The 23,986-nt window shown below is 73.4% G+C and carries 22 protein-coding genes; 14 read left to right on the top strand and 8 right to left on the bottom strand.

What is annotated here, in order from left to right:
• Nucleotides 1-35 precede the first annotated feature (35 nt).
• The 4 genes from AC0OO9_RS28875 to AC0OO9_RS28860 all read left to right on the top strand — a co-directional run bounded on the left by AC0OO9_RS28875 (nt 36) and on the right by AC0OO9_RS28860 (nt 3,652).
• Entirely contained in the window at nt 36-1,151 is a 1,116-nt protein-coding gene (locus AC0OO9_RS28875) for a glycoside hydrolase family 183 protein (RefSeq protein ID WP_484513817.1), read from the top strand.
• Between the two features lie 103 nt (nt 1,152-1,254).
• Nucleotides 1,255-2,382 carry an ABC transporter permease gene (locus tag AC0OO9_RS28870; protein WP_484518083.1) on the top strand — a complete coding sequence of 376 codons (1,128 nt, stop codon included), beginning with the start codon at nt 1,255-1,257 and terminating at the stop codon, nt 2,380-2,382.
• Nucleotides 2,379-3,056 carry an ABC transporter ATP-binding protein gene (locus AC0OO9_RS28865; protein WP_484513815.1) on the top strand — a complete coding sequence of 226 codons (678 nt, stop codon included), beginning with the start codon at nt 2,379-2,381 and terminating at the stop codon, nt 3,054-3,056. The genes AC0OO9_RS28870 and AC0OO9_RS28865 overlap by 4 nt, the downstream gene beginning before the upstream one ends.
• Before the next feature lie 14 nt (nt 3,057-3,070).
• The gene (locus tag AC0OO9_RS28860; protein WP_484513814.1) at nt 3,071-3,652 is read left to right on the top strand and encodes a TetR/AcrR family transcriptional regulator; all 582 of its coding nucleotides are present in this window, start codon (nt 3,071-3,073) and stop codon (nt 3,650-3,652) included.
• Nucleotides 3,653-3,655: 3 nt separating this feature from the next.
• Here AC0OO9_RS28860 and AC0OO9_RS28855 read toward each other — a convergent pair whose 3' ends face one another.
• From AC0OO9_RS28855 to AC0OO9_RS28830, 6 genes are all read right to left on the bottom strand, one after another.
• A complete protein-coding gene (locus AC0OO9_RS28855; protein ID WP_484513812.1) occupies nt 3,656-4,783 on the bottom strand; it encodes an FUSC family protein in 1,128 nt (375 codons plus the stop codon).
• A gap of 34 nt (nt 4,784-4,817) precedes the next feature.
• Nucleotides 4,818-5,192, bottom strand: a complete 375-nt coding sequence (locus tag AC0OO9_RS28850; protein WP_484513810.1) for a sensory rhodopsin transducer — start codon at nt 5,190-5,192, stop codon at nt 4,818-4,820.
• Nucleotides 5,192-6,409, bottom strand: a complete 1,218-nt coding sequence (locus tag AC0OO9_RS28845; RefSeq protein WP_484513809.1) for a D-arabinono-1,4-lactone oxidase — start codon at nt 6,407-6,409, stop codon at nt 5,192-5,194. The genes AC0OO9_RS28850 and AC0OO9_RS28845 overlap by 1 nt, the downstream gene beginning before the upstream one ends.
• A gap of 31 nt (nt 6,410-6,440) precedes the next feature.
• Nucleotides 6,441-6,725, bottom strand: coding sequence for a cation:proton antiporter regulatory subunit (locus AC0OO9_RS28840; RefSeq protein WP_484513807.1), 285 nt, complete (start codon nt 6,723-6,725; stop codon nt 6,441-6,443).
• A 114-nt stretch (nt 6,726-6,839) separates the two neighbouring features.
• The gene (locus tag AC0OO9_RS28835) at nt 6,840-7,610 is read right to left on the bottom strand and encodes a rod shape-determining protein (RefSeq protein WP_484513805.1); all 771 of its coding nucleotides are present in this window, start codon (nt 7,608-7,610) and stop codon (nt 6,840-6,842) included.
• Nucleotides 7,611-7,765: 155 nt separating this feature from the next.
• Entirely contained in the window at nt 7,766-7,972 is a 207-nt protein-coding gene (locus AC0OO9_RS28830; RefSeq protein WP_132239043.1) for a hypothetical protein, read from the bottom strand.
• 214 nt (nt 7,973-8,186) lie between these two features.
• Here AC0OO9_RS28830 and AC0OO9_RS28825 point away from each other — a divergent pair, with 214 nt between their 5' ends.
• The 9 genes from AC0OO9_RS28825 to AC0OO9_RS28785 all read left to right on the top strand — a co-directional run bounded on the left by AC0OO9_RS28825 (nt 8,187) and on the right by AC0OO9_RS28785 (nt 21,194).
• Nucleotides 8,187-8,627: a hemerythrin domain-containing protein gene (locus AC0OO9_RS28825; RefSeq protein WP_484518081.1), complete on the top strand. Its 441-nt coding sequence runs from the start codon at nt 8,187-8,189 to the stop codon at nt 8,625-8,627.
• Nucleotides 8,628-8,850: 223 nt separating this feature from the next.
• Entirely contained in the window at nt 8,851-12,567 is a 3,717-nt protein-coding gene (locus AC0OO9_RS28820) for a nitrate reductase subunit alpha (protein WP_484513803.1), read from the top strand.
• A complete protein-coding gene (gene narH / locus AC0OO9_RS28815) occupies nt 12,567-14,261 on the top strand; it encodes a nitrate reductase subunit beta (RefSeq protein ID WP_484513801.1) in 1,695 nt (564 codons plus the stop codon). Before AC0OO9_RS28820 ends, narH begins: the two co-directional genes overlap by 1 nt.
• Nucleotides 14,258-14,884: a nitrate reductase molybdenum cofactor assembly chaperone gene (gene narJ, locus AC0OO9_RS28810; RefSeq protein ID WP_484513799.1), complete on the top strand. Its 627-nt coding sequence runs from the start codon at nt 14,258-14,260 to the stop codon at nt 14,882-14,884. Before narH ends, narJ begins: the two co-directional genes overlap by 4 nt.
• Nucleotides 14,881-15,642, top strand: coding sequence for a respiratory nitrate reductase subunit gamma (narI, locus tag AC0OO9_RS28805; RefSeq protein WP_484513798.1), 762 nt, complete (start codon nt 14,881-14,883; stop codon nt 15,640-15,642). Before narJ ends, narI begins: the two co-directional genes overlap by 4 nt.
• Before the next feature lie 36 nt (nt 15,643-15,678).
• A complete protein-coding gene (locus AC0OO9_RS28800; protein WP_484513797.1) occupies nt 15,679-16,929 on the top strand; it encodes an MFS transporter in 1,251 nt (416 codons plus the stop codon).
• Nucleotides 16,930-17,261: 332 nt separating this feature from the next.
• The gene (locus AC0OO9_RS28795; protein WP_484513795.1) at nt 17,262-18,626 is read left to right on the top strand and encodes a glycoside hydrolase family 10 protein; all 1,365 of its coding nucleotides are present in this window, start codon (nt 17,262-17,264) and stop codon (nt 18,624-18,626) included.
• Between the two features lie 164 nt (nt 18,627-18,790).
• A complete protein-coding gene (locus AC0OO9_RS28790) occupies nt 18,791-19,687 on the top strand; it encodes a GNAT family N-acetyltransferase (protein ID WP_484513793.1) in 897 nt (298 codons plus the stop codon).
• Between the two features lie 163 nt (nt 19,688-19,850).
• Nucleotides 19,851-21,194: an extracellular catalytic domain type 1 short-chain-length polyhydroxyalkanoate depolymerase gene (locus AC0OO9_RS28785; RefSeq protein ID WP_484513792.1), complete on the top strand. Its 1,344-nt coding sequence runs from the start codon at nt 19,851-19,853 to the stop codon at nt 21,192-21,194.
• Nucleotides 21,195-21,297: 103 nt separating this feature from the next.
• Here the strand turns inward: AC0OO9_RS28785 and AC0OO9_RS28780 are convergent, their stop codons facing one another.
• A complete protein-coding gene (locus AC0OO9_RS28780; protein ID WP_484513790.1) occupies nt 21,298-22,527 on the bottom strand; it encodes an erythromycin esterase family protein in 1,230 nt (409 codons plus the stop codon).
• 58 nt (nt 22,528-22,585) lie between these two features.
• On the opposite strand from AC0OO9_RS28780, the gene AC0OO9_RS28775 reads away from it, so the two are divergent.
• A complete protein-coding gene (locus tag AC0OO9_RS28775; protein WP_484518079.1) occupies nt 22,586-23,377 on the top strand; it encodes a TioE family transcriptional regulator in 792 nt (263 codons plus the stop codon).
• A 22-nt stretch (nt 23,378-23,399) separates the two neighbouring features.
• On the opposite strand, the gene AC0OO9_RS28770 is transcribed toward AC0OO9_RS28775, so the two are convergent.
• Nucleotides 23,400-23,834 carry a hypothetical protein gene (locus tag AC0OO9_RS28770; protein ID WP_484513789.1) on the bottom strand — a complete coding sequence of 145 codons (435 nt, stop codon included), beginning with the start codon at nt 23,832-23,834 and terminating at the stop codon, nt 23,400-23,402.
• Between the last annotated feature and the right edge of the window lie 152 nt (nt 23,835-23,986).

The raw sequence follows: 23,986 nt of genomic DNA, 5'->3' as shown, positions 1-23,986 counted from the left end.
CCACGTCCGCAACCCCCGATACGACAAGGACGGTCATGATGATCACCCGCCGCTCGCTGCTCGGCACGGTCGCCGCGGCCGGCCTGGCCACGGCCGTCGCGCCGGTCCTCGCCCCCGGCACGGCCCGGGCCGCCGCCTGGAAGAAGCGCCTGACCGGTGCCGACCTGGACACCAACCACCGGTGGCGCGTGGCGGGCACGGACCTGGGCATACCGTACGTGCTGGAGAACGGCTCGATCGGCTACCTGTTCGGCGACACGTTCGACACCCCGTGGCCCGAGGGCCCGCCGGTGCCGAACGACTGGCGCTCGCCGGTGATGCTGCGCTCCGCCGTGCACCCGGGCGCCGCCGGCGGGATCGTCTTCGACAGCGCCGCCCGCGTGGCGGGCAACGGCCGGGCCCCGGAGCTGATGCACAACGGCCACCACGGCATCGGCATCGACGGGCTGTGGGAGGTGACCGTCATTCCGAACGACGGCATCGCCTTCCCGGAGACCGGCCGGCAGCTCGTGTCGTACATGAGCATCGAGAACTGGAACTCCGCCGGCCCGGCCGGGCCGCACTGGCGCTCGCGCTACGCCGGGCTGGCCTACAGCGACAACGGCAACGACTTCATCCGTACGCCGCTGAAGTGGTGGAACGACGGCACCAACACCGACCCGTTCCAGATGTGGACGATGCAGCGCGACGGGGACTGGGTGTACGTCTTCTCGGTGCGCGCCGGGCGCCAGCACGGGCCGATGATGCTGCGCCGGGTCCGCTGGGACCGGCTGTTCTCCCCCGAGTCGTACGAGGGCTGGGGTTGGAACGGCAGCAACTGGGGCTGGGGCCGCCCGTGCACGCCCATCCTCACCGGCCGCTTCGGCGAGCCCTCGGTGCGGCGGCTGGCCGACGGCACCTGGGTGATGTCGTACCTGAACTGCGCCACCGGGTGCATCGTCACGCGCACGGCGGAAGGGCCGGACCGGGTCTGGACGGCCGAGCGGATCCAGGTCACCTCCTGGCAGGAACCGGGCCTCTACGGCGGCTTCATCCACCCGTGGTCCAGCCGGCGGGCCAACGACCTGCACCTGATGGTCTCGAAGTGGACCAGGACGCCCGACAACCGCAGCACCGCCTACCACGTCAGCCAGTTCGTCGGCTCGGCGTAGCCAGACGCCGCCCCGACCGACCGACGGCGCCGGGAAGGATACCGACAGCGCGTTGGTACGATGCCAACATGCAGTCGGTAAAATTGCGCCCCCGGTGGTGGGCATGTTCCTAGCGGTACGCGAACTCCGGTTCGCCAAGGCCCGGTTCGGCCTGATGGGGGCGGTCGTCGCGCTCATCGCGGTGCTGGTGGTGCTGCTGTCCGGGCTCTCCACGGGCCTGGTGAACGACGGCGTGTCGGGGCTCCAGCGCATCCCGGCGACCTCCTTCGCCTTCGCCGACGGGGTGCAGCACGATTCGGCGTTCTCCCGCAGCGTCGTCGACGTCTCCGCGGTCGACTCGTGGAAGGCGCAGCCCCGGGTCGCCGACGCGGCGCCGTTCGGCAACGCGCTGATCAACGCCCGCAGCGACTCGGGCGTGGAGATCGACCTCGCGTTGTTCGGCGTACCCACCGACTCGTTCCTCTCCCCGCCGGTCGCCGAGGGCGCCCGGCTGGGCGACGCGAACGGCATCGTGGTGAGCCGGACCGCGATCGAGGCCGGGCTACGGGTGGGCGACACGGTCACCGTCGACCGGATCGGCACCCGGCTCACGGTGGTGGGCGCCGTGGCGGAGCAGCACACGTTCGGTCACGTCGACGTGGCCTACCTGCCGCTGCGGATCTGGCAGGAGATCAAGGCCGGCGTCCGCCCCGGCGAGCCCGTACCGGTCGGCACCTACGACGAGATCACCGCCGTGGCGGTGCGGGCCGCCGACGGTGCCGAAGTCGACCTGGCGGCCGGTGACCGGGCCGCCGGCACCGAGAGCCTGTCCCGCACCCAGTCGTACGGCGCCTCGCCCGGCTACACCGCCGAGACGTCGACCCTGCGGCTGATCGAGTGGTTCCTCTATGCCATCTCGGCGCTGGTGGTCGGCGCCTTCTTCACCGTGTGGACCATCCAACGCCGCGCGGAGATCGCCGTGCTGCGGGCCATGGGCGCTCCGACGGGATACCTGCTGCGCGACGGGCTGGCCCAGGCCCTCGCGTTGTTGCTGCTCGCCGTCGGCGCGGGCGTCGCGGTCGGCACCACGGCCGGCAGCCTGGTCGGCAGCGGCATCCCGTTCGCGCTCAGCGCGCCGGCGATCGCGGTGGCCGCCCTCCTCCTGCTCGTCCTCGGCCTGCTCGGAGCGGCCGTGGCCATCGTCCGGATCGCCGCAGTGGATCCGCTGACCGCACTGGGAGCGAACCGATGACCGACACCGGCCTGGTCATGCGCGGGGTGAGCCTGCGCTTCGGCGATGGCGACGACACCGTACCGGCCCTGGACGGCGTCGACCTGACCGTCGCCCCCGGGCAGTTCGTCGCGGTCGTCGGCCCCTCGGGCGCCGGCAAGTCCAGCCTGCTCGCGGTGGCCGGCGGGCTGACCGTCCCGACGTCGGGTCAGGTCACCCTCGGCGGGCGGGACATGACCGTGCCGAGCGCACGGGCGCGGGCCGCCCTGCGCCGGGAGTTCGTCGGCTTCGTGTTCCAGTCCGGCAACCTCATTCCCGCGTTGACCGCCGTGGACCAGCTGCGGTTGCCGGCCCGCTTCGGCGGTCACGGCTCCCGGGCGCGCGAGGCGACGGCCCTGCTCGACGAGGTCGGGATGGCCCACAAGGCGAACCGCCGACCGCACCAGCTCTCGGGTGGCGAACGGCAACGTGTCGGCATCGCCCGTGCCCTGGTCAACCGGCCGCGACTACTCTTGGTGGACGAGCCGACCGCCGCCCTCGACCGTGCCCGTAGTCACGAGGTGGTGGAGCTGCTCGCCCGCGAGACCAAGGAGAACGGCGTCGCCACCGTCATGGTCACCCACGACCACGACGTGCTGCGCCACTGCACGACGGTGTACGAGATGATCGACGGGCGACTGATGCCCGTGCCGTGACGATGGGGGTTCCCGTGCCGAAGATCCAGGCGCCCACGGTGGCCGAGCACCGTGCCCGGCAGCGGCGGGCGATCCTGGCGGCGGCGCGGGAGATCCTCGCGGAGAGCGGGGCGCAGGCGCCGAGCCTGGCCGAGGTGGGCAAGCGGACAGGCCTGGCGCGCCCCAGCGTCTACCAGTACTTCAAGTCGCGGGAGGACCTGCTCAACGCCGTCATCGCCGACATGTTCCCGGAGTGGTCGGCATACGTCACGCAGCAGATGGACCGGGCCACCGACCCCGGCGGGCGGGTGCTGGCCTACGTCGAGGCCAACCTGCGCCTCGTCGCCCAGGGGGAGCACGCGGTCATGCGCGGGCTCGCCGCCAGCGTGCCGGGCGCCGTCCTCGCCGAGGAGAGCCGCGTCCTGCACGACCAGTTGCGTACGCCGCTGGTGGCGGCCCTGGCCGAGCACGGCGCGAGCGACCCGGCCGCCGCGGCGGAGCTGATCCAGGCGGTGGTCTACGCGTCCTCACAGATGATCGAGAACGGCACCCCGGAAGCGGCCGTGCTCGCCCTCACCCGGGAGCTGCTGGGCCCCTACCTGCGACAGCAGGGCTGAGCGTCACGGATGTCCGGCGGCGGCCCGGCGGACCAGCCGGCGCGCCTCGTCGCGGGGGACGCCCGTGGCGCGCAGCAGGTCGTTGGCGATGGTCCGCAGCTGGGACACGACGATGGTGCCCGAGAACCCCATGTCCTGACGGCACGCCTCGCCGGCCTCCCGCACCGCCGCCAGCACCCGCTCGCGCGCACCGACGGGTTCCCGGGCGGCCAGGAACTCGCGGTGCAGCATCCGGACGGCCTCGCCGTAGCGCTCGACGGCGGCGGGCAGGCCGGGCGGCACCGGCTCGTCGTCCCGCAGCGCGGTGCCGATGCGGCGCACCAGGGTGCGGCTGTTGCGGAAGGCCCGTTCCATGTGCTCCACGCCGTGCCGGTACGCCCGCAGCGTCCGGCGGCGGCGCCAGCGCAGCGGCGAGAACCTGGTGACCTCCTCGGCGGCCTCGACGGCCTCGCTGAGCCGGTCGAGTTCGGGCTCGGCGGCGCGCATCCGGTCGAGCACCTCCTCCGCCGCGCGGGCGTCGCCGCGGGCCAGCGCCTCCGCCGACGCGGTCAGCTGGCGGGCGAAGAGGTCCAGCGCGGAGTCGGCCACGCGGCGCACGGTCCGCAGCGGATGCAGCGGGACGATGACGAGCACGACCAGCAGGCCGATCAGCCCCCCGACCAGCGCGTTGACGGTCCGGGGCAGCTCCAGGTCGGGGTTGTTCGGGGTGAGGGTGGCCACCAGTACGCCCGTACCGCCGGCCTGGGTCATGAGGGCTCCGCTGCCGCGGACCAGCACCGCCACGGCGATCGCCAGGAAGACGATGACGCCGGTCTGCCACGGCCCGGTGCCCAGCAGGCCGATCAGCACGTCACCCACGGCGATGCCGAGCACCACCCCGGCGATCAGCTCGACGGTGCGGCGGGTGCGGTTGCCGATGGCCGCCGCGATCACACCGACCGCGGCGGCCGGGGCGAAGGTCGGATCCTGGTTGCCCAGCACCTCGCGGGCCGTCACCCAGGCCAGGGCCGCGGCCAGACCGGCCTGCACCGCGAGGAGGAAGTACGACTGCAGGCGCCGGTAGGTCTCCCGGCCGGTACGGCGCAGCCGGGAGTCCGACTCCGCCGCCGCCGCGTCCCCCACGATGCGCATGGCCGGGGTTACCCTGCCCGCCGGGCCCCGAACGTCAGGCGGGATGGGCCATGACGCAGGTCAGCGCGACGACCCCGGGCAGCCGGGTGTCCTGGCGCAGGAACTGCACCACCACCGGCACCGGCGAACGCAGCAGGCAGCCGTAGGGACGGTCGAGCCGGACCGCCTCCGGGTCGATCAGGTCGTTGACCCGCACGTGCCGGATCCGTCGCGCCCCGACCAGGATCCGGTACGGCCCGACGGGCTCGGCGTCCTCGTAGTAGACGTCCAGGCCGACCTCGGCGTCCTGGTCGGTGGCGTTGAGCACGCAGAGCTGGTCGAAGCTGGTGAACTCCGGCTCGGGGCCGTGACCGGGGAACGGCACGTGCCCGCCGGGGACGACCCACGTGCGGGCGCCGAGCTGTGCCATCATGCCTCCTCGAGCAGCCGGGCCAGGTCCGGGGTGAGGAACACCCCGTCCGGGTCCAGTCGGCGACGCAACGCCTGGAAGTCGTCCCAGCGGGGATAGAGCGGGCGCAGCTCGCGGGCGGTCAGCCAGTGCTTCTTTCCCCAGTGCGGCCGGCCGCCGTGGTGCCGGAAGACCGCCTCCATGTCCCGGAAGTACTCCTCGTACGGCAGGGAGGTGTTCTGCAGGCAGGCGATGGTCGCGGTCGACCGTCCGTATGCGTTGCTGAGCCAGATGTCGTCGGCGGCGATGCTGCGCACCAGCACCCGCCAGCCGACGACCCGGCGGTGCCGTTGCCTGATGCGCCGCCGCACCTCCGCGAAGCAGGCCGGCAACGCCTCCACCGGCAGCATGTACTCGATCTCCTCGAACCGCAGTTCCCGGTGGCGGGGGATGGCCCGGTGGGTGGGGGCCACGTGGACCTCGTGGGGCTCGTCCACGGCCGCCGAGCCCGGTACCCGCGGCGCGTGCCACACCCGCTCGTCCGGCGTCTGGTCGACCCGGTTCAGGACCCGGACCTGGGTCAGGTCGTTGCGGGGATACCAGTAGAAGTCCATGTTGCGGTTGGTGTGCTGCAACTCGGCCAGGTGCTCCAGGGTCCAGGCGACGGGCGCGCACCAGGACCGGCGGTGCAGCTGGTAGCGGGGTTGCACGGTCAGCGTGACCCGGGTGAGCACGCCCAATGCGCCCAGCGAGAGCCGGGCCGCCGGCAGGAGTTCCGGGTTGTGGTCCGCGCTGACGTCCAGCGTGTCGCTGGTCCCGGTGACCAGCCGGAGGCCGGCGACCTGGGTGGAGAGGTTGCCGAAGCCGAGGCCGGTGCCGTGGGTGCCGGTGGCGGTCGCGCCGGCGATCGACTGGTAGTCCACGTCCCCGAGGTTGTCCATCGCCAGCCCCGCGTCGTACAGGCCCTCCCCGAGGGCCTTGAGCTTGGTGCCGGCGCGGACCGTGGCGAGCCCGCCGTCGTCGGCGATCACCCCGGCGAGCCGGTCGAGGCTGGCGAGGATCCCGTCGGTGCGCACCAGCGGGCTGGACGAGTGTCCGGAGCCCACCGGCCGCAGCGTCGTGCCGGTCTCCCGGGCCCGCCGCACCAGCGCCCGCACCTCGTCCTCGTCGGCGGGCTCGGCGTACTCGGCGGGGGTGAACGACAGGCTGCCGGACCAGTTCACGAACCCTCGCCCCACGTCGCCCCCCGCCCCCGGCCGGACGGGCGGCTTACCCGCCGACGGGTGGGCTAGTCGTCGCCGGGACGCCCTCGCGGGGATCGGGTCCGGTCGGGGTCAGGTCGAGGGCGTCGAGCAGACCGAGCAGGCCGGCCAGGACGACCGCCTCGTCGCGTCGCAGGGTGATGCTGCGGGTGGCGTCGGGGTCGTCGCCGTCGTGGAAGACCAGTTCACGCCGGCCGCCCAGGTGGGTCACCACCCCGATGCGCAGTCCGGCGGCGGTGGTGAACATGCGGCGGAACCCGATACCGGGCAGCGGGGTCAGTTCGACGTCCATCGGATACTCCAGGGATGCGGGAGGGCCGGAACGGTTCGGTCCCGGCGCGGCGGGGGTGGGTGGCGCGGTGGGCCGGCCGCACGGCACCGGAGGCGGCGCGGCCGGCCCACCGCCTCAGCGGGTGAGCAGCAGGCGCAGGCCGGCGAGCGTGGCCAGGTGCGGGTCGGCGGGCATCGTGACGACCCGACCGGTCAGCGCGGCCAGTCGGGCACCGAGTTCCGGATGCACCGCCCCGCCGCCGGTGATCAGCAGCCGGCGGCGTCCCCGCCACCCGGGCCGCGCGCCCAGGCGTCGTACCGCGGCGGCGATCAGCGGCACCTGGTCGAGGGCGTTGGGCACGTCGACACGCTCGGCCGCCTCGACCGCGCGGTCGGCGATGTGGGCGATCTCGGTGCGGCCCTGTCCGATGTCGACGGCGACCACGTCGTCGCCGTCGAGGTCGGCCCGGCAGGCCAGGGCGGCGGCCAGTGGCTCCTCCACCGTGGCGACCCGCCCGCCGAACGCGTGGCGGACCGCCGCGACGAGGAGGTCCTTCTGCCGCAGCGTGGCGGTGGCCGGCACGCCGACCACGACCGGGGAGACGTCGTCGCCCGGCCGCCCGCTCGCCGCGGCCACCACCCGCAGCAGGTGTACGCAGGCGAAGAAGTCGGTCACCACGCCGTGCCGCACCGGCCACGCCAGCTTCACGTCGCCGGTGTCGCGCAGCGCGATGGCGGCCCGCCCGACGGCCTGGGCGCCGGCCGAGTTCCACGCGACGACGGCGGGCTCGGCGACGACCGTGCCGGACGTCGGCGTCCACATCCGCACCGTCGAGGTGCCCAGGTCGAGGGCGACGGGATGGCGCAGGCCGAAGCGGGCGTACGCGCCGGGGGTCAGCACGGTCACCGCCCCCGGGGTGGGACGGCCGCGACGACGGCGTACGCCCCGGGTCGGGGTCCGTCGTCGACGGACGGGGACAGGATGGGTCGAGGGTGCGGCAGGGTCGGCATGGTGCTCCAAGCCAGGGGCCCGCGTCGAGGACGCGGGGAGGCGGACGGGCTTCAGACGGCGAACGTCAGCCCGGGCGGAGCGCGGTCGGCCGACCAGGCGGGCACGCAGCCGGGAATGGCCCGCCGCGTGCTCCGGAAGACGATGCACAGCCCGACGGACCGGGCCGCGGAGAGCACCATGAGCAGCACGGTCAGCATCAGCAGCGCCGGCAGCGAGACCCGCTTGCCGGCGCGACGGAGCCCGTGCCGATCCTGCATGGGCCCACCATAGCCGGGCGACCTGCCGGCCAGCCACGCCGTCGCCCGGCGGGCAAGCCCTACAGGCGGGCGGCGAGCGGGCGTGCACCGGGCGCTGGTGGGGCGGCGGGGCGGGCCCGTCGCCCCGGCGGACCGGGCCGGTCGGCCCTGCCGTCAGTGCCGCCGCCGCGCCGAGGATGGGACCGGACGCCACCGGACCCTGGAGATGATCAGCATGTGCAACTACTGCGGCTGCCGGGAGTTCCCCCTGATCGGTCGGCTCTCCGCCGAGCATGAGGCGATCGCCAACGCGGCGGGCCGGGTGCGGGACGCGGTGCGGGCCGGCGGCGCGGAGGCGCCGGCAGCGCTCGACGCGCTGCTGGACCTGCTGGTCCCGCACACCGCCACCGAGGAGGAGGGGCTCTTCGTCGAGTTGCGGGCGGAGGGCAGCCTGGCCGACGCGGTGGCGAAGCTCTGCGCCGAGCACGAGGACATCCACGGCGTGCTCGGCGCCGTCGACCGCACCGCGCCCGACTGGCCGGCGGTGCTCGCCGCCCTGGACCGGCTCCACCGGCACATCGACAACGAGGAGCACGGCCTCTTCCCGGCTGCGGTGATCGCGCTGCCCATCCCGGCCTGGGACCGGATCACCCCGGCGGCCGGTGCCGCGCGGTAGGGCGCAGCGGGGCCGTCACCGCCGCTGCGCGCGGCGGGGACGCCGGCCGGTCCGGCGCGCGGGACCGGGCGCCGCCGGATGGCCCGATGATCTCGGGACCTTCGGCCCGGTTGCCCGGGGCGGCGGGTCGCGACGATGGCTCTGGGCCCCCGCCTCCGGTTGCGCTTCGGCGTTTTCGCCGCAAATGTGGGGCTCACGGTGATCTACCGGAGGGATGGGCCTTATGTCACGAGCTACCGAGGGAGCCGGGCGGGCGCTGCTGGCCGTGGGCGGTCTGGTGCGCCGGGCGGAGGTGTCCGCCGACGGCCGGACGCTGCACCAGATCGGCGGGCGGGAGGCGGACGCCTTCTACCGGGACCGCTCGTCCTACGACAAGGTGGTGCGCTCCACACACGGGGTCAACTGCACCGGCTCGTGCTCCTGGAAGGTGTACGTCAAGGACGGCATCATCACCTGGGAACAGCAGCAGACCGACTACCCGAGCGTCGGCCCCGACCGGCCGGAGTACGAGCCGCGCGGCTGCCCCCGGGGTGCGGCCTTCTCCTGGTACACCTACTCCCCCACCCGGGTGCGCTACCCGTACGCCCGGGGCGTGCTGGTCGAGATGTACCGCGAGGCCAAGGGCCGCCTCGGCGACCCGGTCGCCGCGTGGGCGGACATCCAGGCCGACCCGGAGCGCCGCCGCCGCTACCAGAAGGCGCGCGGCAAGGGCGGCCTGGTACGCATCGGCTGGGACGAGGCGCAGGAGATGATCGCCGCCGCCCACGTGCACACGATCGCCGAGTACGGCCCCGACCGGGTCGCCGGCTTCTCCCCGATCCCGGCGATGTCGATGGTGTCGCACGCCGTCGGGGCGCGCTTCGTGTCGCTGCTCGGCGGGTCGATGCTCTCCTTCTACGACTGGTACGCGGACCTGCCGGTGGCCTCCCCGCAGGTCTTCGGCGACCAGACCGACGTGCCCGAGTCCGGCGACTGGTGGGACGCCTCCTACTTCGTCATGTGGGGCTCGAACGTGCCGGTGACCCGCACCCCGGACGCGCACTGGATGGCCGAGGCGCGCTACCGGGGCCAGAAGGTCGTGGTGGTCAGCCCCGACTTCGCCGACAACGTCAAGTTCGCCGACGAGTGGATGCCCGCCCAGCCGGGCACCGACGGCGCCCTCGCCATGGCGATGGGGCACGTCATCCTCAAGGAGTTCTTCGTCGACCGGCGCACCCCGCGCTTCGTCGACTACGTGCGCCGCTTCACCGACCTGCCGTACCTGGTGACGCTGGAGGCGGGCGCCGACGGGGCGTACCGGCCGGGCCGGTTCCTCACCGCCGAGGACCTGGGTGAGGCCGGGAAGGAGGCGGCCTTCAGGACGGTGCTCTGGGACTCGGCGACCGACGCCCCCGCCGTGCCGCGCGGCAGCCTCGGGCACCGCTGGGGCGGGCAGGACGGGCAGTGGAACCTCGACCTGGGCGACCTCGAGCCGGCGCTGACCTGCCTCGGCGCCGGGGACGCGGTCGAGGTGGAGCTGCCCCGCTTCGACACCGACACCCCGCAGGTGCTGCGCCGTGGCGTGCCGACGCGGACCGTGCACGGCCAGCTCGTGACCAGCGTGTTCGACCTCCTGCTGGCCCAGTACGGGGTGGCCCGCGACGGGCTGCCCGGGCAGTGGCCGGCGGGCTACGACGACGTCGCGTCGCCGTACACGCCGGCGTGGCAGGAGCCGATCACGGGGGTGCCGGCGGCGCAGGTGGCCCGGGTGGCGCGGGAGTTCGCCGACAACGCGGAACGCTCCGGCGGCCGGTCGATGATCCTGCTCGGCGCGGGCACGAACCACTGGTTCCACTCCGACGCCACCTACCGGGCGATCCTTGCGCTGGTCACCCTCACCGGCTGCCAGGGCGTCAACGGCGGCGGCTGGGCGCACTACGTCGGGCAGGAGAAGTGCCGCCCGGCGACCGGCTGGGCGCAGCTGGCGTTCGGCCTGGACTGGGTCCGCCCGCCACGACAGATGATCGGCACCGCCTTCTGGTACGTGCACACCGACCAGTGGCGCTACGACACGTACTCCGCCGACGTGGTCTCCTCCCCCACCGGCACGGGGGCCTTCGCCGGCAAGCACACAATGGACCTGCTGGCCCAGTCGGCGCGCCTGGGCTGGATGCCGTCGATGCCGACGTTCGACCGCAGCCCCCTCGACCTGGCCGACGAGGCGCTGGCCGCCCGCCCCGACGACCCGGCCGGCTGGGTCGCCGAGCAGCTCGGCAAGGGGCGGGTGCGCTTCGCCTGCACCGACCCGGACGCCCCGCGGAACTGGCCGCGGGTGCTGACCGTGTGGCGGGCCAACCTGCTCGGCTCGTCGGCGAAGGGCAACGAGTACTTCCTGCGGCACCTGCTCGGCACCGACGCCAACCTGCGCGCCGACGAGGCGCCGCCGGAGCTGCGGCCGGCGGACGTGACCTGGCGCAGGGACGCGCCGGAGGGCAAGCTCGACCTGCTGCTGTCGCTGGACTTCCGGATGACCTCCACGACGCTCTTCTCCGACATCGTGCTGCCGGCCGCCACCTGGTACGAGAAGCACGACCTGAGCAGCACCGACATGCACCCCTTCGTGCACGCGTTCACCCCGGCGATCAACCCGCCGTGGCAGACCCGCACCGACTTCGACGCCTTCCACGGCATCGCCCGCGCGTTCTCGACGCTGGCGGCGGAGCACCTCGGCGTACGGAAGGATCTCGTCGCGGCGCCGCTGCTGCACGACACGCCGGACGCGATGGCGACCCCGCACGGCCGGGTGCGCGACTGGGCGGCCGAGGGCGAGACGCCGGTGCCCGGCCGCACGATGCCGAAGCTGCTGGTGGTGGAGCGCGACTACGGCGCGGTCGCCGACCAGCTGGCCGCCCTCGGCCCGCTGATGGACACCCTCGGCACGTCCGGCAAGGGCGTGTCCGTGGACGTCCGGCCCGAGGTGGCGTACCTGCGCCGCAAGAACGGCGAGGTGCGCGGCGGCGCGGCCGACGGGCGGCCGTCACTGGCGACGGACGTGCACGCCTGCGAGGCGATCCTCGCCCTCTCCGGCACCACCAACGGCCGCGTCGCCACCGCCGGCTTCCGGGACGTGGAGAAGCGCACCGGCGTACGCCTGGCGGACCTGGCCGCCGAGCACGAGGGCAAGCAGATTACCTTCGCCGACACCCAGTCCCGCCCGGTGCCGGTGATCACGAGCCCGGAGTGGTCGGGCAGCGAGCACGGCGGCCGGCGCTACTCGCCGTTCACCATCAACACCGAGCGGCTCAAGCCGTGGCACACGCTCACCGGGCGGCAGCACTTCTTCCTCGACCACGACTGGATGCACGAGGCGGGCGAGGCGCTGCCGATCTTCCGCCCGCCGCTGGACATGCACCGCCTCTTCGGCGAGCCGCGGCTGGGCGACGGCTCCGGGGCGCTGCGCGGCGGCAGACGCGCCGCGCCGGAGTTGTCGAGCAACGGCGAGCTGGAGATCACCGTCCGGTACCTCACGCCGCACTCGAAGTGGTCGATCCACTCCGAGTACCAGGACAACCTGCTGATGCTGACGCTGTCGCGGGGCGGGCCGACGATGTGGATGAGCGAGGCCGACGCCGCGAAGATCGGCGTACGGGACAACGAGTGGATCGAGGCGGTGAACCGCAACGGCGTCGTGGTCTGCCGGGCCGTGGTCAGCCACAAGATGCCCGAGGGGACGGTCTACATGTACCACGCCCAGGAACGGGTGATCGACGTGCCGAAGGCCGAGGTCAACGGCCGGCGCGGCGGCATCCACAACTCGCTGACCCGGCTGCTGGTCAAGCCCACGCACCTCATCGGCGGGTACGCCCAGTTGTCGTTCGCGTTCAACTATCTCGGGCCCACCGGCAACCAGCGCGACGAGGTCACCGTGATCCGCCGCCGTTCGCAGGAGGTGCAGTACTGATGCGCGTGATGGCCCAGATGGCGATGGTGATGAACCTCGACAAGTGCATCGGCTGCCACACCTGCTCGGTGACGTGCAAGCAGGCGTGGACCAACCGGTCCGGGGTGGAGTACGTCTGGTTCAACAACGTGGAGACCCGGCCCGGCCAGGGCTACCCGCGCACGTACGAGGACCAGCAGCGGTGGCAGGGCGGCTGGGTGCGGACCCGCTCGGGGAAGCTGAAGCCGCGCTCCGGCGGGCGGGTGAAGAAGCTGTTCGGCATCTTCGCCAACCCGAAGCTGCCGTCGATGCAGGACTACTACGAGCCGTGGACGTACGACTACGAGCACCTGCTGACCGCGCCGGCGGGTGACGACACGCCCGTGGCCCGGCCGAAGTCCCTGCTCACCGGCCAGGACACGAAGATCACCTGGAGCGCCAACTGGGACGACTCGCTCGCCGGCGGCAACGAGATCGCCGCCGGCGACCCGGTGCTGGCGAAGGTGTCCGGCCAGGTGAAGCAGGAGTTCGAGAAGACGTTCATGTTCTTCCTCCCGCGCATCTGCGAGCACTGCCTCAACCCGTCCTGCGCGGCGTCCTGCCCGTCGGGGGCGATCTACAAGCGGGCCGAGGACGGCATCGTGCTGGTCGACCAGGACCGCTGCCGGGGCTGGCGGATGTGCGTGACCGGCTGCCCGTACAAGAAGGTCTACTTCAACCACCGCACCGGCAAGGCCGAGAAGTGCACGTTCTGCTTCCCGCGCATCGAGATCGGCCAGCCGACCATCTGCTCCGAGACGTGCGTGGGCCGGCTGCGCTACCTGGGGCTGATGCTCTACGACGTCGACCGGGTCGCCGAGGCCGCGGCCGTCAAGGACGAGGAGGACCTGTACGCCGCCCAGCGCTCGGTGTTCCTCGACCCGCACGACCCGGCCGTGGTCGAGGCCGCCCGGGCGGCGGGCATCCCCGACGACTGGATCGACGCCGCCCGGCGCTCCCCGATCTGGGACCTGATCATGAAGTACGAGGTGGCGCTGCCGCTGCACCCGGAGTACCGGACCATGCCGATGGTCTGGTATATCCCGCCGCTGTCGCCGGTGGCCGACGTGCTGCGCGACACCGGCCACGACGCGGAGGACGCGGGCAACCTCTTCGGCGCGGTCGACGCGCTGCGCATCCCGGTGGAATACCTGGCCGAACTCTTCAGCGCCGGCGACCCCGCCCCGGTGCGCAAGGTGCTCAACCGGCTCGCGGCAATGCGGTCGTACCAGCGCCGGATCAACCTCGGCGAGGAGCCCGACGAGTCGATCGCCGCCGCCGTGGGCATGACCGGCGAGCAGGTCGACGAGATGTACCGGCTGCTGGCCATCGCCAAGTACGAGCAGCGCTACGTCATCCCGGCGGCGCACGCCGAGGACGCGCACCGGCTGGAGAAGATCGCCACCGAGTGCAGCCTCGACTACGAGGGCGGCCCGGGCATGGGCGGCGGCGGCCCGTACGGGCAGGGGCCGTTCGGGGAGTCGTCCGGCACTCCGGTGCCCGTGCAGGTGGAGACGTTCCACATGCTGCGCGATCGGCAGACCGCCGACGGCTTCACCGATCCCGGCGACGAGCCGCGCCGGGTGAACCTGCTCAACTGGGACGGCAAGGGCACCCCGAGAGGGCTCTTCCCGCCCCGCTCCGGCGACGCCGGGCAGGAGGGGGAGGGACGATGAGCGCACCCACCTGGCGGGCGGTCGCGGCCCGGGCCGCCTCGCTGCTGCTGCGCTATCCCGACGGCGAGGTCACGGCGGCGCTGCCCGTGCTGCACGCCGCCCTCGACGGGCTGCCGGCGGTGGTCGCCGACCCGCTGCGCGAGGTTGTCGCCTACCGCGAGGGCACCGATCCCGGTCAGCTCCGGTCGGCGTACGTCGAGCTGTTCGACTTCCGCCGCCGCTGCTGCCTGCACCTGACGTACTACACCTGCGGCGACACCCGTAAACGCGGCGAGGCCCTCGTCGGCTTCACCGCCGCGTACAAGCGGGCCGGCCTGGAGGTGGTCGACGGTGAGCTGCCCGACTTCCTGCCCGCAGTGCTCGACCTGTCGGCCGCCGACGACGGCGGGTGGCGACTGCTGCGCGACAACCGGGTCGGCCTCGACCTGCTGGTGGAGGCGCTGGGCCGGGACCGGTCGGTCTACCGGCAGGCGGTGGTCGCCGTCCGCGAGATGCTGCCGCCCGCCGCGCCGGCGGACCTCGCCGCGGTCGCCCGGCTGGCCCGCACCGGCCCCCCGGTGGAGCAGGTCGGCCTGGAGCCGTATGGAGTAGTCGACACCACCGTCGGAGGGACGTACCGATGAACACGCTGCTGTGGGTCGTGTACCCGTACCTGTCCCTGGTGGTCCTGGTCGGTGGGCTGATCTGGCGCCACCGGTACGACAAGTTCGGCTGGACCACGCGCTCCTCGCAGCTCTACGAGAGCACGATTCTGCGCTGGGGCAGCCCGCTGTTCCACTTCGGGGTGCTCATGGTCCTGATCGGACACGTGGGCGGCCTGCTGATCCCCGAGTCGTGGACCGGGGCGGTCGGGATCACCAAGCACGGGTACCACCTGATGGCCGTGTTCATCGGCACGGTGGCCGGCTTCTGCACCCTGATCGGCCTGGGAATCCTGATCGCCCGAAGGCGGCTCACCGGCCCGGTCTTCGCCGCCACCACCCGCAACGACAAGGCGATGTACGTGGTGCTCGCGGGCGTGATCGTGCTCGGCCTGTGGGCCACCGTGCGGGCGAACGTGTCGGGGCCCGGCTACAACTACCGCGAGACGATCTCCCCGTGGTTCCGGTCGCTGTTCTACCTCAGCCCGGACCCGGAGATCATGGCCGGCGTGCCGGTGGCCTTCCAGATCCACATCCTGGCGGCGTTCGCCCTCTTCGCGTTCTGGCCGTTCACCCGGCTCGTGCACGCGTTCAGCGCGCCGGTCGGCTACGCCACCCGCCCGTACGTCGTGTACCGCAGCCGGGACGACCGGCCCGGGTTGCGGCCGGTCCGCCCCGGCTGGGAGGGCCCGCCGAAGCTGCCCACCCCGGGCGGGCGCCGCGACCGCTCGGGCCGATGAACGCGCCGGCAGCAGGACGATTCGAGGAGGGCAGCGATGAGCACCGCCCGTGACGGACAGCCGACCGGCACTGCCCCGGCCCCGGGTACGGACGCGCCGGGGGCGTCGACGCCGGGCAGGTCCGGCGCCACGACCCAACTCGTCCTCGCCACCCTCGGCTTCCTGGTGAACTTCTGGGGCTGGGCGCTGCTGGGGCCGCTGGGACCGGGCATCAAGGAGCGCCTCGACCTCAGCTTCGCCGCGCAGTCGCTGCTGGTGGCCGTACCGGTGGTGGTCGGGTCGCTGGGCCGCATCCCGGTCGGCGCCCTCACCGACCGCTACGGCGCCCGGGTGGTCTTCCCGCTGGTCACGCTCGCCACGATCGTGCCGGTGCTGACCCTGAGCGTGGTCTCCTCCTATCCGGCGCTGATCGTGACGGGCTTCTTCCTCGGCATCGGCGGCACCGCCTTCGCCGTCGGCGTGCCGCTGGTCTCCGGCTGGTACCCGCCCGCGCGGCGCGGCTTCGCGATCGGCGTGTTCGGCATCGGCATGGGCGGCACGGCGATCGCCAACTTCACCACCGTCCGGCTCGCCGACGCCTACGGCGACCGGGCCCCCTTCCTACTGGTGGCCGCGATCCTCGCCGGCTACGCGGTGCTGGGGTTCCTGCTGCTGCGCGACGCACCGGAGCGCGTCCGGCCGACCGGGTCGGCGTGGGCGCGTCTGGCCAGGGTGGGCCGGCTGACCGTGACGTGGCAGTTGTGTTTCCTGTACGCGGTCGGCTTCGGCGGGTTCGTGGCCTTCAGCGTGTACCTGCCCGCGTACCTGGGCACCGCCTACGGCCTGGACGCGGCCGACGGCGCGTTGCGTACCGCCGGGTTCGTGGTCCTCGCCGTCCTGGCCCGCCCGCTGGGCGGCTGGCTCTCCGACCGGCTGCACCCGGTTCCGGTGCTGGTGTGGTGCTTCGCCGGGGTGGCCGCCTTCGCGGTGGTGCAGGCCTTCGAGCCCGCCCTGCTGCCCGTGGCGACCGTCGCGTTGCTCGGGATGGCGGTGCTGCTCGGAGCGTCCAGCGGGGCCGTGTTCGCCCTCGTCGGCAGGGTCGCCCCCGCCGACCAGGTGGGCGCGGTCACCGGGCTGGTCGGCGCCGCCGGCGGGCTCGGCGGCTTCGTCCCGCCACTGGTGATGGGCTGGGTGTACGGCGTGCAGGGGTCGTACGCGATCGGTCTGATGCTGCTCTCCGACGTCGCGCTGGCCGCGGCGGTGTTCACGGCGGTGAAGATGGGCGGCCTGGCCAGGCGCGACCCCTGACGCGTTACGGAATCGTCCCGGAAAATCCGACCGGCGGGCACTCTTCCTGATCGCACGAAGATCAGCACGGGTGCCCGCCGTCCTTTATGGCTGCTCGCTGACCTGCGAGCACTACGAATTCGCCAATGCGGCAGGCTCGACAGCTACCGAAACTTTTCCGGAAATTCTTGCTCGGCCGCGCGCGGCGCTGCCATACTCCACATCCATCAGGGTCGATGACGGCGGGTCCGCGGCCCGTGCGCCGCAGCCCGCCGGGGCGGCCCTGATCCGGCACACCCCCACCACTCCGGTCCGCCCCCCGACGGTGCGGACCGGCCCCGGAAGGAGCAGGAATGACCGAGAGGCACCCCCGGGACACCCGGTCGAGATCGCGTTCGCGGGCGCGCGCGGCCATCGTCGTCGCCGCCGTGGGACTGCTCGCGGCGACCGGCGCCACGGTCCTGCCCGGCGCGGCGAGCGCCGGGACCACGCTGGGCGCGTCGGCGGCGGAGCGCGGTCGCTACTTCGGCGCCGCCGTCGCCGCCAACAAGCTCAGCGACAACACCTACGTCACGATCCTGAACCGCGAGTTCAACTCGGTGACGCCCGAGAACGAGATGAAGATCGACGCCACCGAGCCGCAGCAGGGGCAGTTCACCTTCGGCAACGCCGACCGGATCGTCAGCCACGCCCGCAGCCGGGGCATGAGCGTGCGGGGCCACACCCTGGCCTGGCACTCGCAGCAGCCCGGCTGGATGCAGAACATGAGCGGCAGCGCGCTGCGCCAGGCGATGCTCAACCACGTCACCCAGGTGGCCACCCACTTCCGTGGTCAGGTCGTGGCGTGGGACGTGGTCAACGAGGCGTTCGCCGACGGCGGCAGCGGGGCCCGGCGCGACTCGAACCTCCAGCGCACCGGCAACGACTGGATCGAGGCGGCGTTCCGGGCCGCCCGGGCCGCCGACCCCGGCGCCAAGCTCTGTTACAACGACTACAACACCGACGACTGGAGCCACGCGAAGACCCAGGCCGTCTACAACATGGTCCGCGACTTCAAGGCCCGGGGCGTACCGATCGACTGCGTGGGCCTCCAGTCGCACTTCAACAGCGGCTCGCCCTACCCGGGCAACTACCGCACGACCCTGTCCAGCTTCGCCGCGCTCGGCGTCGACGTGCAGATCACCGAGCTGGACATCGCGGGGGCCTCGCCCACCACGTACCGCAACGTGGTCAACGACTGCCTCGCGGTGGCCCGGTGCACGGGCATCACCGTCTGGGGCATCCGGGACAGCGACTCCTGGCGGGCCTCCGACACGCCGCTGCTGTTCGACAACGGCGGCAACCGCAAGCCCGCGTACGACGCGGTCCTCGCCGCCCTCAACAACGGCACGCCCCCGCCGACCTCGCCGCCGCCGACGACCGGCCCGACCACCCCGCCGCCGGGCGGCAGCTGCACCGCCACCCTGCGCGACGGCACCCGGTGGGGCGACCGGTTCAACAGCGACGTCACGGTCAGCGGCGCCACCAACTGGACCGTCGTCGTCGAGGTGACGCCCCCGCAGAAGGTCTCCGCCACCTGGAACGGCACCCCGAGCTGGGACGGCAGCGGCAACGTCATGACGATGCGCTCCAACGGCAGCGGCAACGTCTTCGGGTTCACCACGATGGCCAACGGCAACTGGACGCGCCCGATGGTGCGCTCCTGCACCGCCTCCTGACCGTCGGGTGACCGGACGGCCCCGGGGACGGCGCCCACCGCGCCGCCCCGGGGCCGCCGGGCCATGGCCTGGGCCGGGTCGCCGGCGGTACGCGGACGCGACCGCACTCCGCCGCCGGGGCGGCGCTGGCGCGGACCGGGTATAGCTGACTAAGGTCAGGTTTCATGGAGACGGAGCTCATCGCCGCCATGCGGCGGTTCAACCGGACGGTGACCCAGCGGGTGGGGGCGCTCGACGACGAGTACATGGCGCGCGCCCGCCCCCTCGCCCAGGCCCGCCTGCTGTGGGAGATCGGCCCCGGCGGCGCCGAGGTCGCGGCGCTGCGGTCCCGGCTCGGGCTGGACTCGGGGCACCTCAGCCGCCTCCTGCGCGCCCTGGAGGGCGACGGGCTCGTCACCGTCGGGCCGTCCGACCAGGTGGGCGGGGACGGGCGGGTCCGGGTCGCCACGCTCACCGCCGCCGGCCGCGCCGAGTGGACCGAGCTCGACGAGCGCTCCGACGAGTTCGCCCGGTCGATCCTCGCCCCGCTGACCGGGCGACGCCGCGAGCGGCTCGTCGCGGCGATGGCCGAGGTGGAACGGCTGCTCGTCGCGTCGATGGTGCTGATCGAGCCCTGCCCGCCCGGCGACCCGCGCGCCCGTGCCTGCGTACGGGCCTACGCCCGGGAGGTGGCGCGGCGCTTCGACGGCGGGTTCGACCCGGCCCGGAGCAACCCGGTGCACGACGAGGAACTCGTCCCCCCGGCCGGCGTGTTCCTGCTCGCCACCCTCAACACCGAGCCGGTCGGCTGCGGCGCGGTGAAGCTCCACCGGGGCGCGCCCGCCGAGATCAAGCGGGTCTGGGTGGCGGACTCCGTACGCGGGCTCGGGCTCGGGCGGCGGATGCTGGGCGAGCTGGAACGCCACGCCGCCGAGCGGGGCTGGAGCGCCGTCCGGCTGGACACGAACCGCAACCTCACCGAGGCGATCGCGATGTACCGGGCGGCCGGCTACCGCGAGATCGAGGCGTACAACGCCGAGCCGTACGCCCACCACTGGTTCGAGAAGCGCCTGACCCGGTGACGGCGCGAGGGGCGGGACGGCCGGTCGCGCGCGGCCGGCACTTGCCGGACCCTCCACATTAATAGATACTTGTCGATGTTCCTGAGCCGGACGTGATCGGGCAGCCGGGCAGCCCTCGATCGGAACCCCGCCCTGTCCACCGTCTGCGGAAGAGGAACCATCCATGAGGACCAGACTCCGAGTGCTGGGCGCCGCCCTGGCCGCCGCCGCGCTGACCGCCCTGGCGGCGGTGGCGGTCGCCCCGCCGGCGTCCGCCGCGGCCCTGACCGAGGTGACGAGCTTCGGCCCGAACCCGAGCAACCTGCGCATGTACCTGTACGTGCCGGACTCCGTCGCGCCCCGGCCGGGGCTGCTGGTCGCGGTGCACTACTGCACCGGCACCGGCCCCGCCATGTACGCCAACACCCAGTACGCGGCGCTCGCCGACCGGTACGGCTACATCGTCGTCTACCCGTCGGTGACCCGCAGCAGCCAGTGCTTCGACGTCTCCTCCCCGCAGGCGCTGCGCCGCGACGGCGGCAGCGACCCGGTGGGCATCAAGTCGATGGTCGACCACGTCCGGCAGCGCTACGCCGTCGACCCCGACCGGATCTTCGCCACCGGCATCTCGTCGGGCGCGATGATGACAAACGTCCTGCTCGGGCTCTATCCCGACGTGTTCAGCGCCGGGGCGGCGTTCTCCGGGGTCCCCTTCGGCTGCTTCGCCACGACCAACGGCTCCGAGTGGAACAGCGAGTGCGCCAACGGACAGGTCACCAGGACCGCGCGGGAGTGGGGAAACCTGGTCCGCAACGCCTATCCGGGCTACACCGGGCGCCGGCCCCGGATGCAGACCTGGCACGGGACCAACGACGAGGTGCTGCGCTACCCGAACTTCGGCGAGCAGATCAAGCAGTGGACCGACGTGCACGGGCTGAGCCAGACGCCGACGTACACCGACAGCCCGCAGGCCGGCTACACCCGCACCCGCTACGGCGGCAGCGGCGACCGGGCGCCGGTCGAGGCGATCAGCATGCAGGGGGTGTCGCACAACCTGCCGGTCGACGCCGCGCAGGCGATCCGCTTCTTCGGGCTCGACACCACCGCGCCCCCCACCACGCCGCCGCCGACCACGCCGCCGCCGACCACGCCGCCGCCCAGCACTCCCCCGCCCAGCACTCCGCCGCCCAGCACTCCGCCGCCCGCGCCGGGCGCCTGCCGGGTGGGCTACACCGTCAACGCCTGGAACGCCGGCCTGACCGCCTCGGTCACCGTCACCAACACCGGCACCACGACGGTGAACGGCTGGTCGCTGGCCTTCACGCTGCCCGCCGGCCAGAGCATCACCAACGGCTGGAACGCGACGTACGCCCCGACCAGCGGCGCGGTCACCGCTCGCAACGTCTCCTACAACGCCACCATCGCGCCCGGCACGTCGGTCAGCGTCGGCTTCCAGGCCACCCACACCGGCGACACGGGACGGCCCGCCTCGTTCACCCTCAACGGCGCCACCTGCGCGATCGCCTGAACCGGCCGGGGCGGCGCCGACACCCGGCGCCGCCCCGGCGGCCCCCGGCGTCGTCCCGGCGGCCCCCGGCGTCGTCCCGGCGGCAGGCCCGGACCGCTGCCGGTCAGTCGTTGCCGGACACTGGCGGAGCCTGGCCCCGCCCGGCGTCCCTGACGAACAGGATCCCGTCGGTGTCGGCCACGTGGGCCGGGTCGAGCGGGGCGTAGCCGAACCAGGGCGACACCCGGGCGGCGGGCGTCGTGCCGGCGAGGGCGGTGGCCAGTCGGCGGGCGTCGACGAGGTGACGCTCCGCCGGCAGCGCGTACAGCAGCCCTTCCACGGTGTCCGGCGGCGGGGCGTCGACTCCCTGGTGGCGGATCGTGCCGACGGCCGTGGCGACGAAGGCGTACTCCTCGCCCAACTGGGCGGCGACGATCGCGCCGGCGCTCCACCACTGCACCGGCAGTCCGCCCATCCGCATGCTGCTCCTGTTGCGCTGGAGGTGGCCGTTGTGGGCGTTCACCAGCGCCGGCCCTCGTCCGGCGATGGCGAGCAGGTTGGCGGCCATCATCGAATCCCGCACGCCGAGCAACCGCGCCATGCGGCTCGGCGACGGGTCGGCCATCGCGTGGTGGTAGCGCAGCAGGCCGACGGCGGTACGCCCGTACAGGCGTGCCCGGTGCCACTCCTCCGGTGTGGACGCCGCGATCAGCTGCGGCGTCTGCGCGTCGAGCAGGGCCACCAGGTCGTCGGCGAGCAGCCGCAGCCGGCCAGCGTCGGGCGTACGCCCCACGGACCGGGAGGGGTCCGTCATCGCGGCGGGACTGGTCCACCGCTCGTCGGCGCCGAGCAGGCGGTCGAGCGTCTCCACCGCGCAGGGAAGCAGGTCGGCGTCGACCCGGGCGGAGAGGTAGGCGTGCAGTGCGGTGAGAACCTGCCGGGGGCTCGCGGCGCCGGTGATCTCCAGCGGGCCGTCGAATCCGGCGAACCGCACCTGCTCCGCCGGGGGCCGCCCGTCGTTGTACGCGCGCATCCAGCGCACCAGCTCGCGGTTGGCGGCGAAGGCGCCCCACCCGTGGCTGAACCCGCGCTCCATGACGTCGTCGAGGACGCCGGTGCCCGAGGTGACGTGGTCGTCCACGACCAGCCCCATCACGCAGTCGCTCTCGATCGCGATCGTCCGGTAGTGCTCCCGCTCGACGAGTTGCCGGAAGAGCTCGTTCCGCAGGTCGAGCAGGGCGTCCTCGCCGTGGGTGGGCTCGCCCAGGGCGAGCAGTCGAGGCCTGCCCGGGAGCAACGCCATGACGGCAGCGGGGTCGACGGCACGGGCGGCGTCTGCGATACCAGCAGTCATGCCCTCAACGGTATCGTTGAACCGACCGTGTAAACTTCTCTCAAACCTCGGCAGCGTGATGACGCCAAACCCTCAAAGCAGTGGCAGGCTCAGGCCGGTCGACCTGGCGCGCGCGCACGGCCTGTCGACGCAGGCGGTCAGGAACTACGAGGCGGCCGGCATCCTTCCGCCCGCGGCCCGCACCCCGCACGGCTACCGCGCCTACACGGCGCTGCACGCGCAGGCACTGCGCGCGTTCCTCGCCCTCGTGCCCGGGCACGGGCATGCGGCTGCCACGTCGATCATGCAGGCGGTCAACCGGGGCGCGACCGAGGACGCCCTGCGGCTCGTCGACGAGAGTCACGCGCAACTCCTCGACGACCGCCGCACCCTCCAGGCCGCCGAAGCCGCCGTCGGTGACCTCGACCCGGTGCCGCAGGGACGGAGCAACACGTTCGTCGGTCCCCTGTCGAGAAGGCTCGGCATCCGCCCGGCCACCCTGCGCAAGTGGGAACGCGCGGGCGTGCTCCAGCCGCGCCGCGACCCGCAGACGGGCTACCGGGTCTACAGCGCCGCCGACGTGCGCGACGCCCGGCTGGCCCACCAGCTCAGGCGGGGCGGCTACCTGCTGGCGCAGATCGCCCCGCTGATCGCCCAGGTCCGCTCCGCCGGGGGCGTCGCGCCGCTCGGGTCGATGCTGCGCGACTGGCGCGCCCGCCTCGCTGCCCGCAGCCGTGCCATGCTGACCGGCGCCGCCGCCCTGGACGCCTACCTCGACTGCCGACCGGTCCCGCCCGGCGACGGGCCGGGCGCCCCCGGCACCGCCCCGCCGGCCACGGATCCGGTCCGGCCGCCGGGTGAGTCCGCCTGATCGTCGTCGGCCTCACCGCCACTCAGGCGGGGCCGCCCGCTGCCCGGTCGCCTGGCCGTACGAGCAGTTGCCAGTAGTCGCCCGCTGGGTCGTGCGCCGTGAGCCATCGCCGGAGCGCTTCGAGCGACGCCCGGTGGGACGCCGAGCTGACCTCGTACCACCTGTGCAGCAGCAGCTCGTGGATCCGGACAGCCTGTACGGCGTGCTCGAGCACCAGGCCGTCCACGGCTCGGACGACGGCCACCTCCTCGGCCCGTCCCCGCAGCAACGCGGTGCAGTCGATGTCCGTGGCGACCTCGATCCCGTCGCCGGCGGCGAGGACGGAGAACTCGACGGTCCGGTCCCGCCCGCCCACCTCGACCGTCTGCGCGAAGACGAGGACGTCGTCGCCCGGGGGCGCGAGCATGCCCCCGGCGGCCACCCCGGGTGGGACCACGTAGTGCACCCAGAACGTCATGCGCAGATGCTAGCCACCCTCGCGACCCGGCCCCGGGGACGCCGTCCTGCCTCGGCGTGGGTCCCACGGCCGAACGGGGCGCGGCGAGCGGCGGATCTGCCATGTCCGACCGGGTTTCCGGACTCCGGAAGGGTCTTGTCCCCCGTGCGAGC

The sequence above is a fragment of the Micromonospora sp. USAFONa4 genome, assembly GCF_057197825.1.
This window is presented reverse-complemented; position numbering and strand designations above follow the sequence as displayed.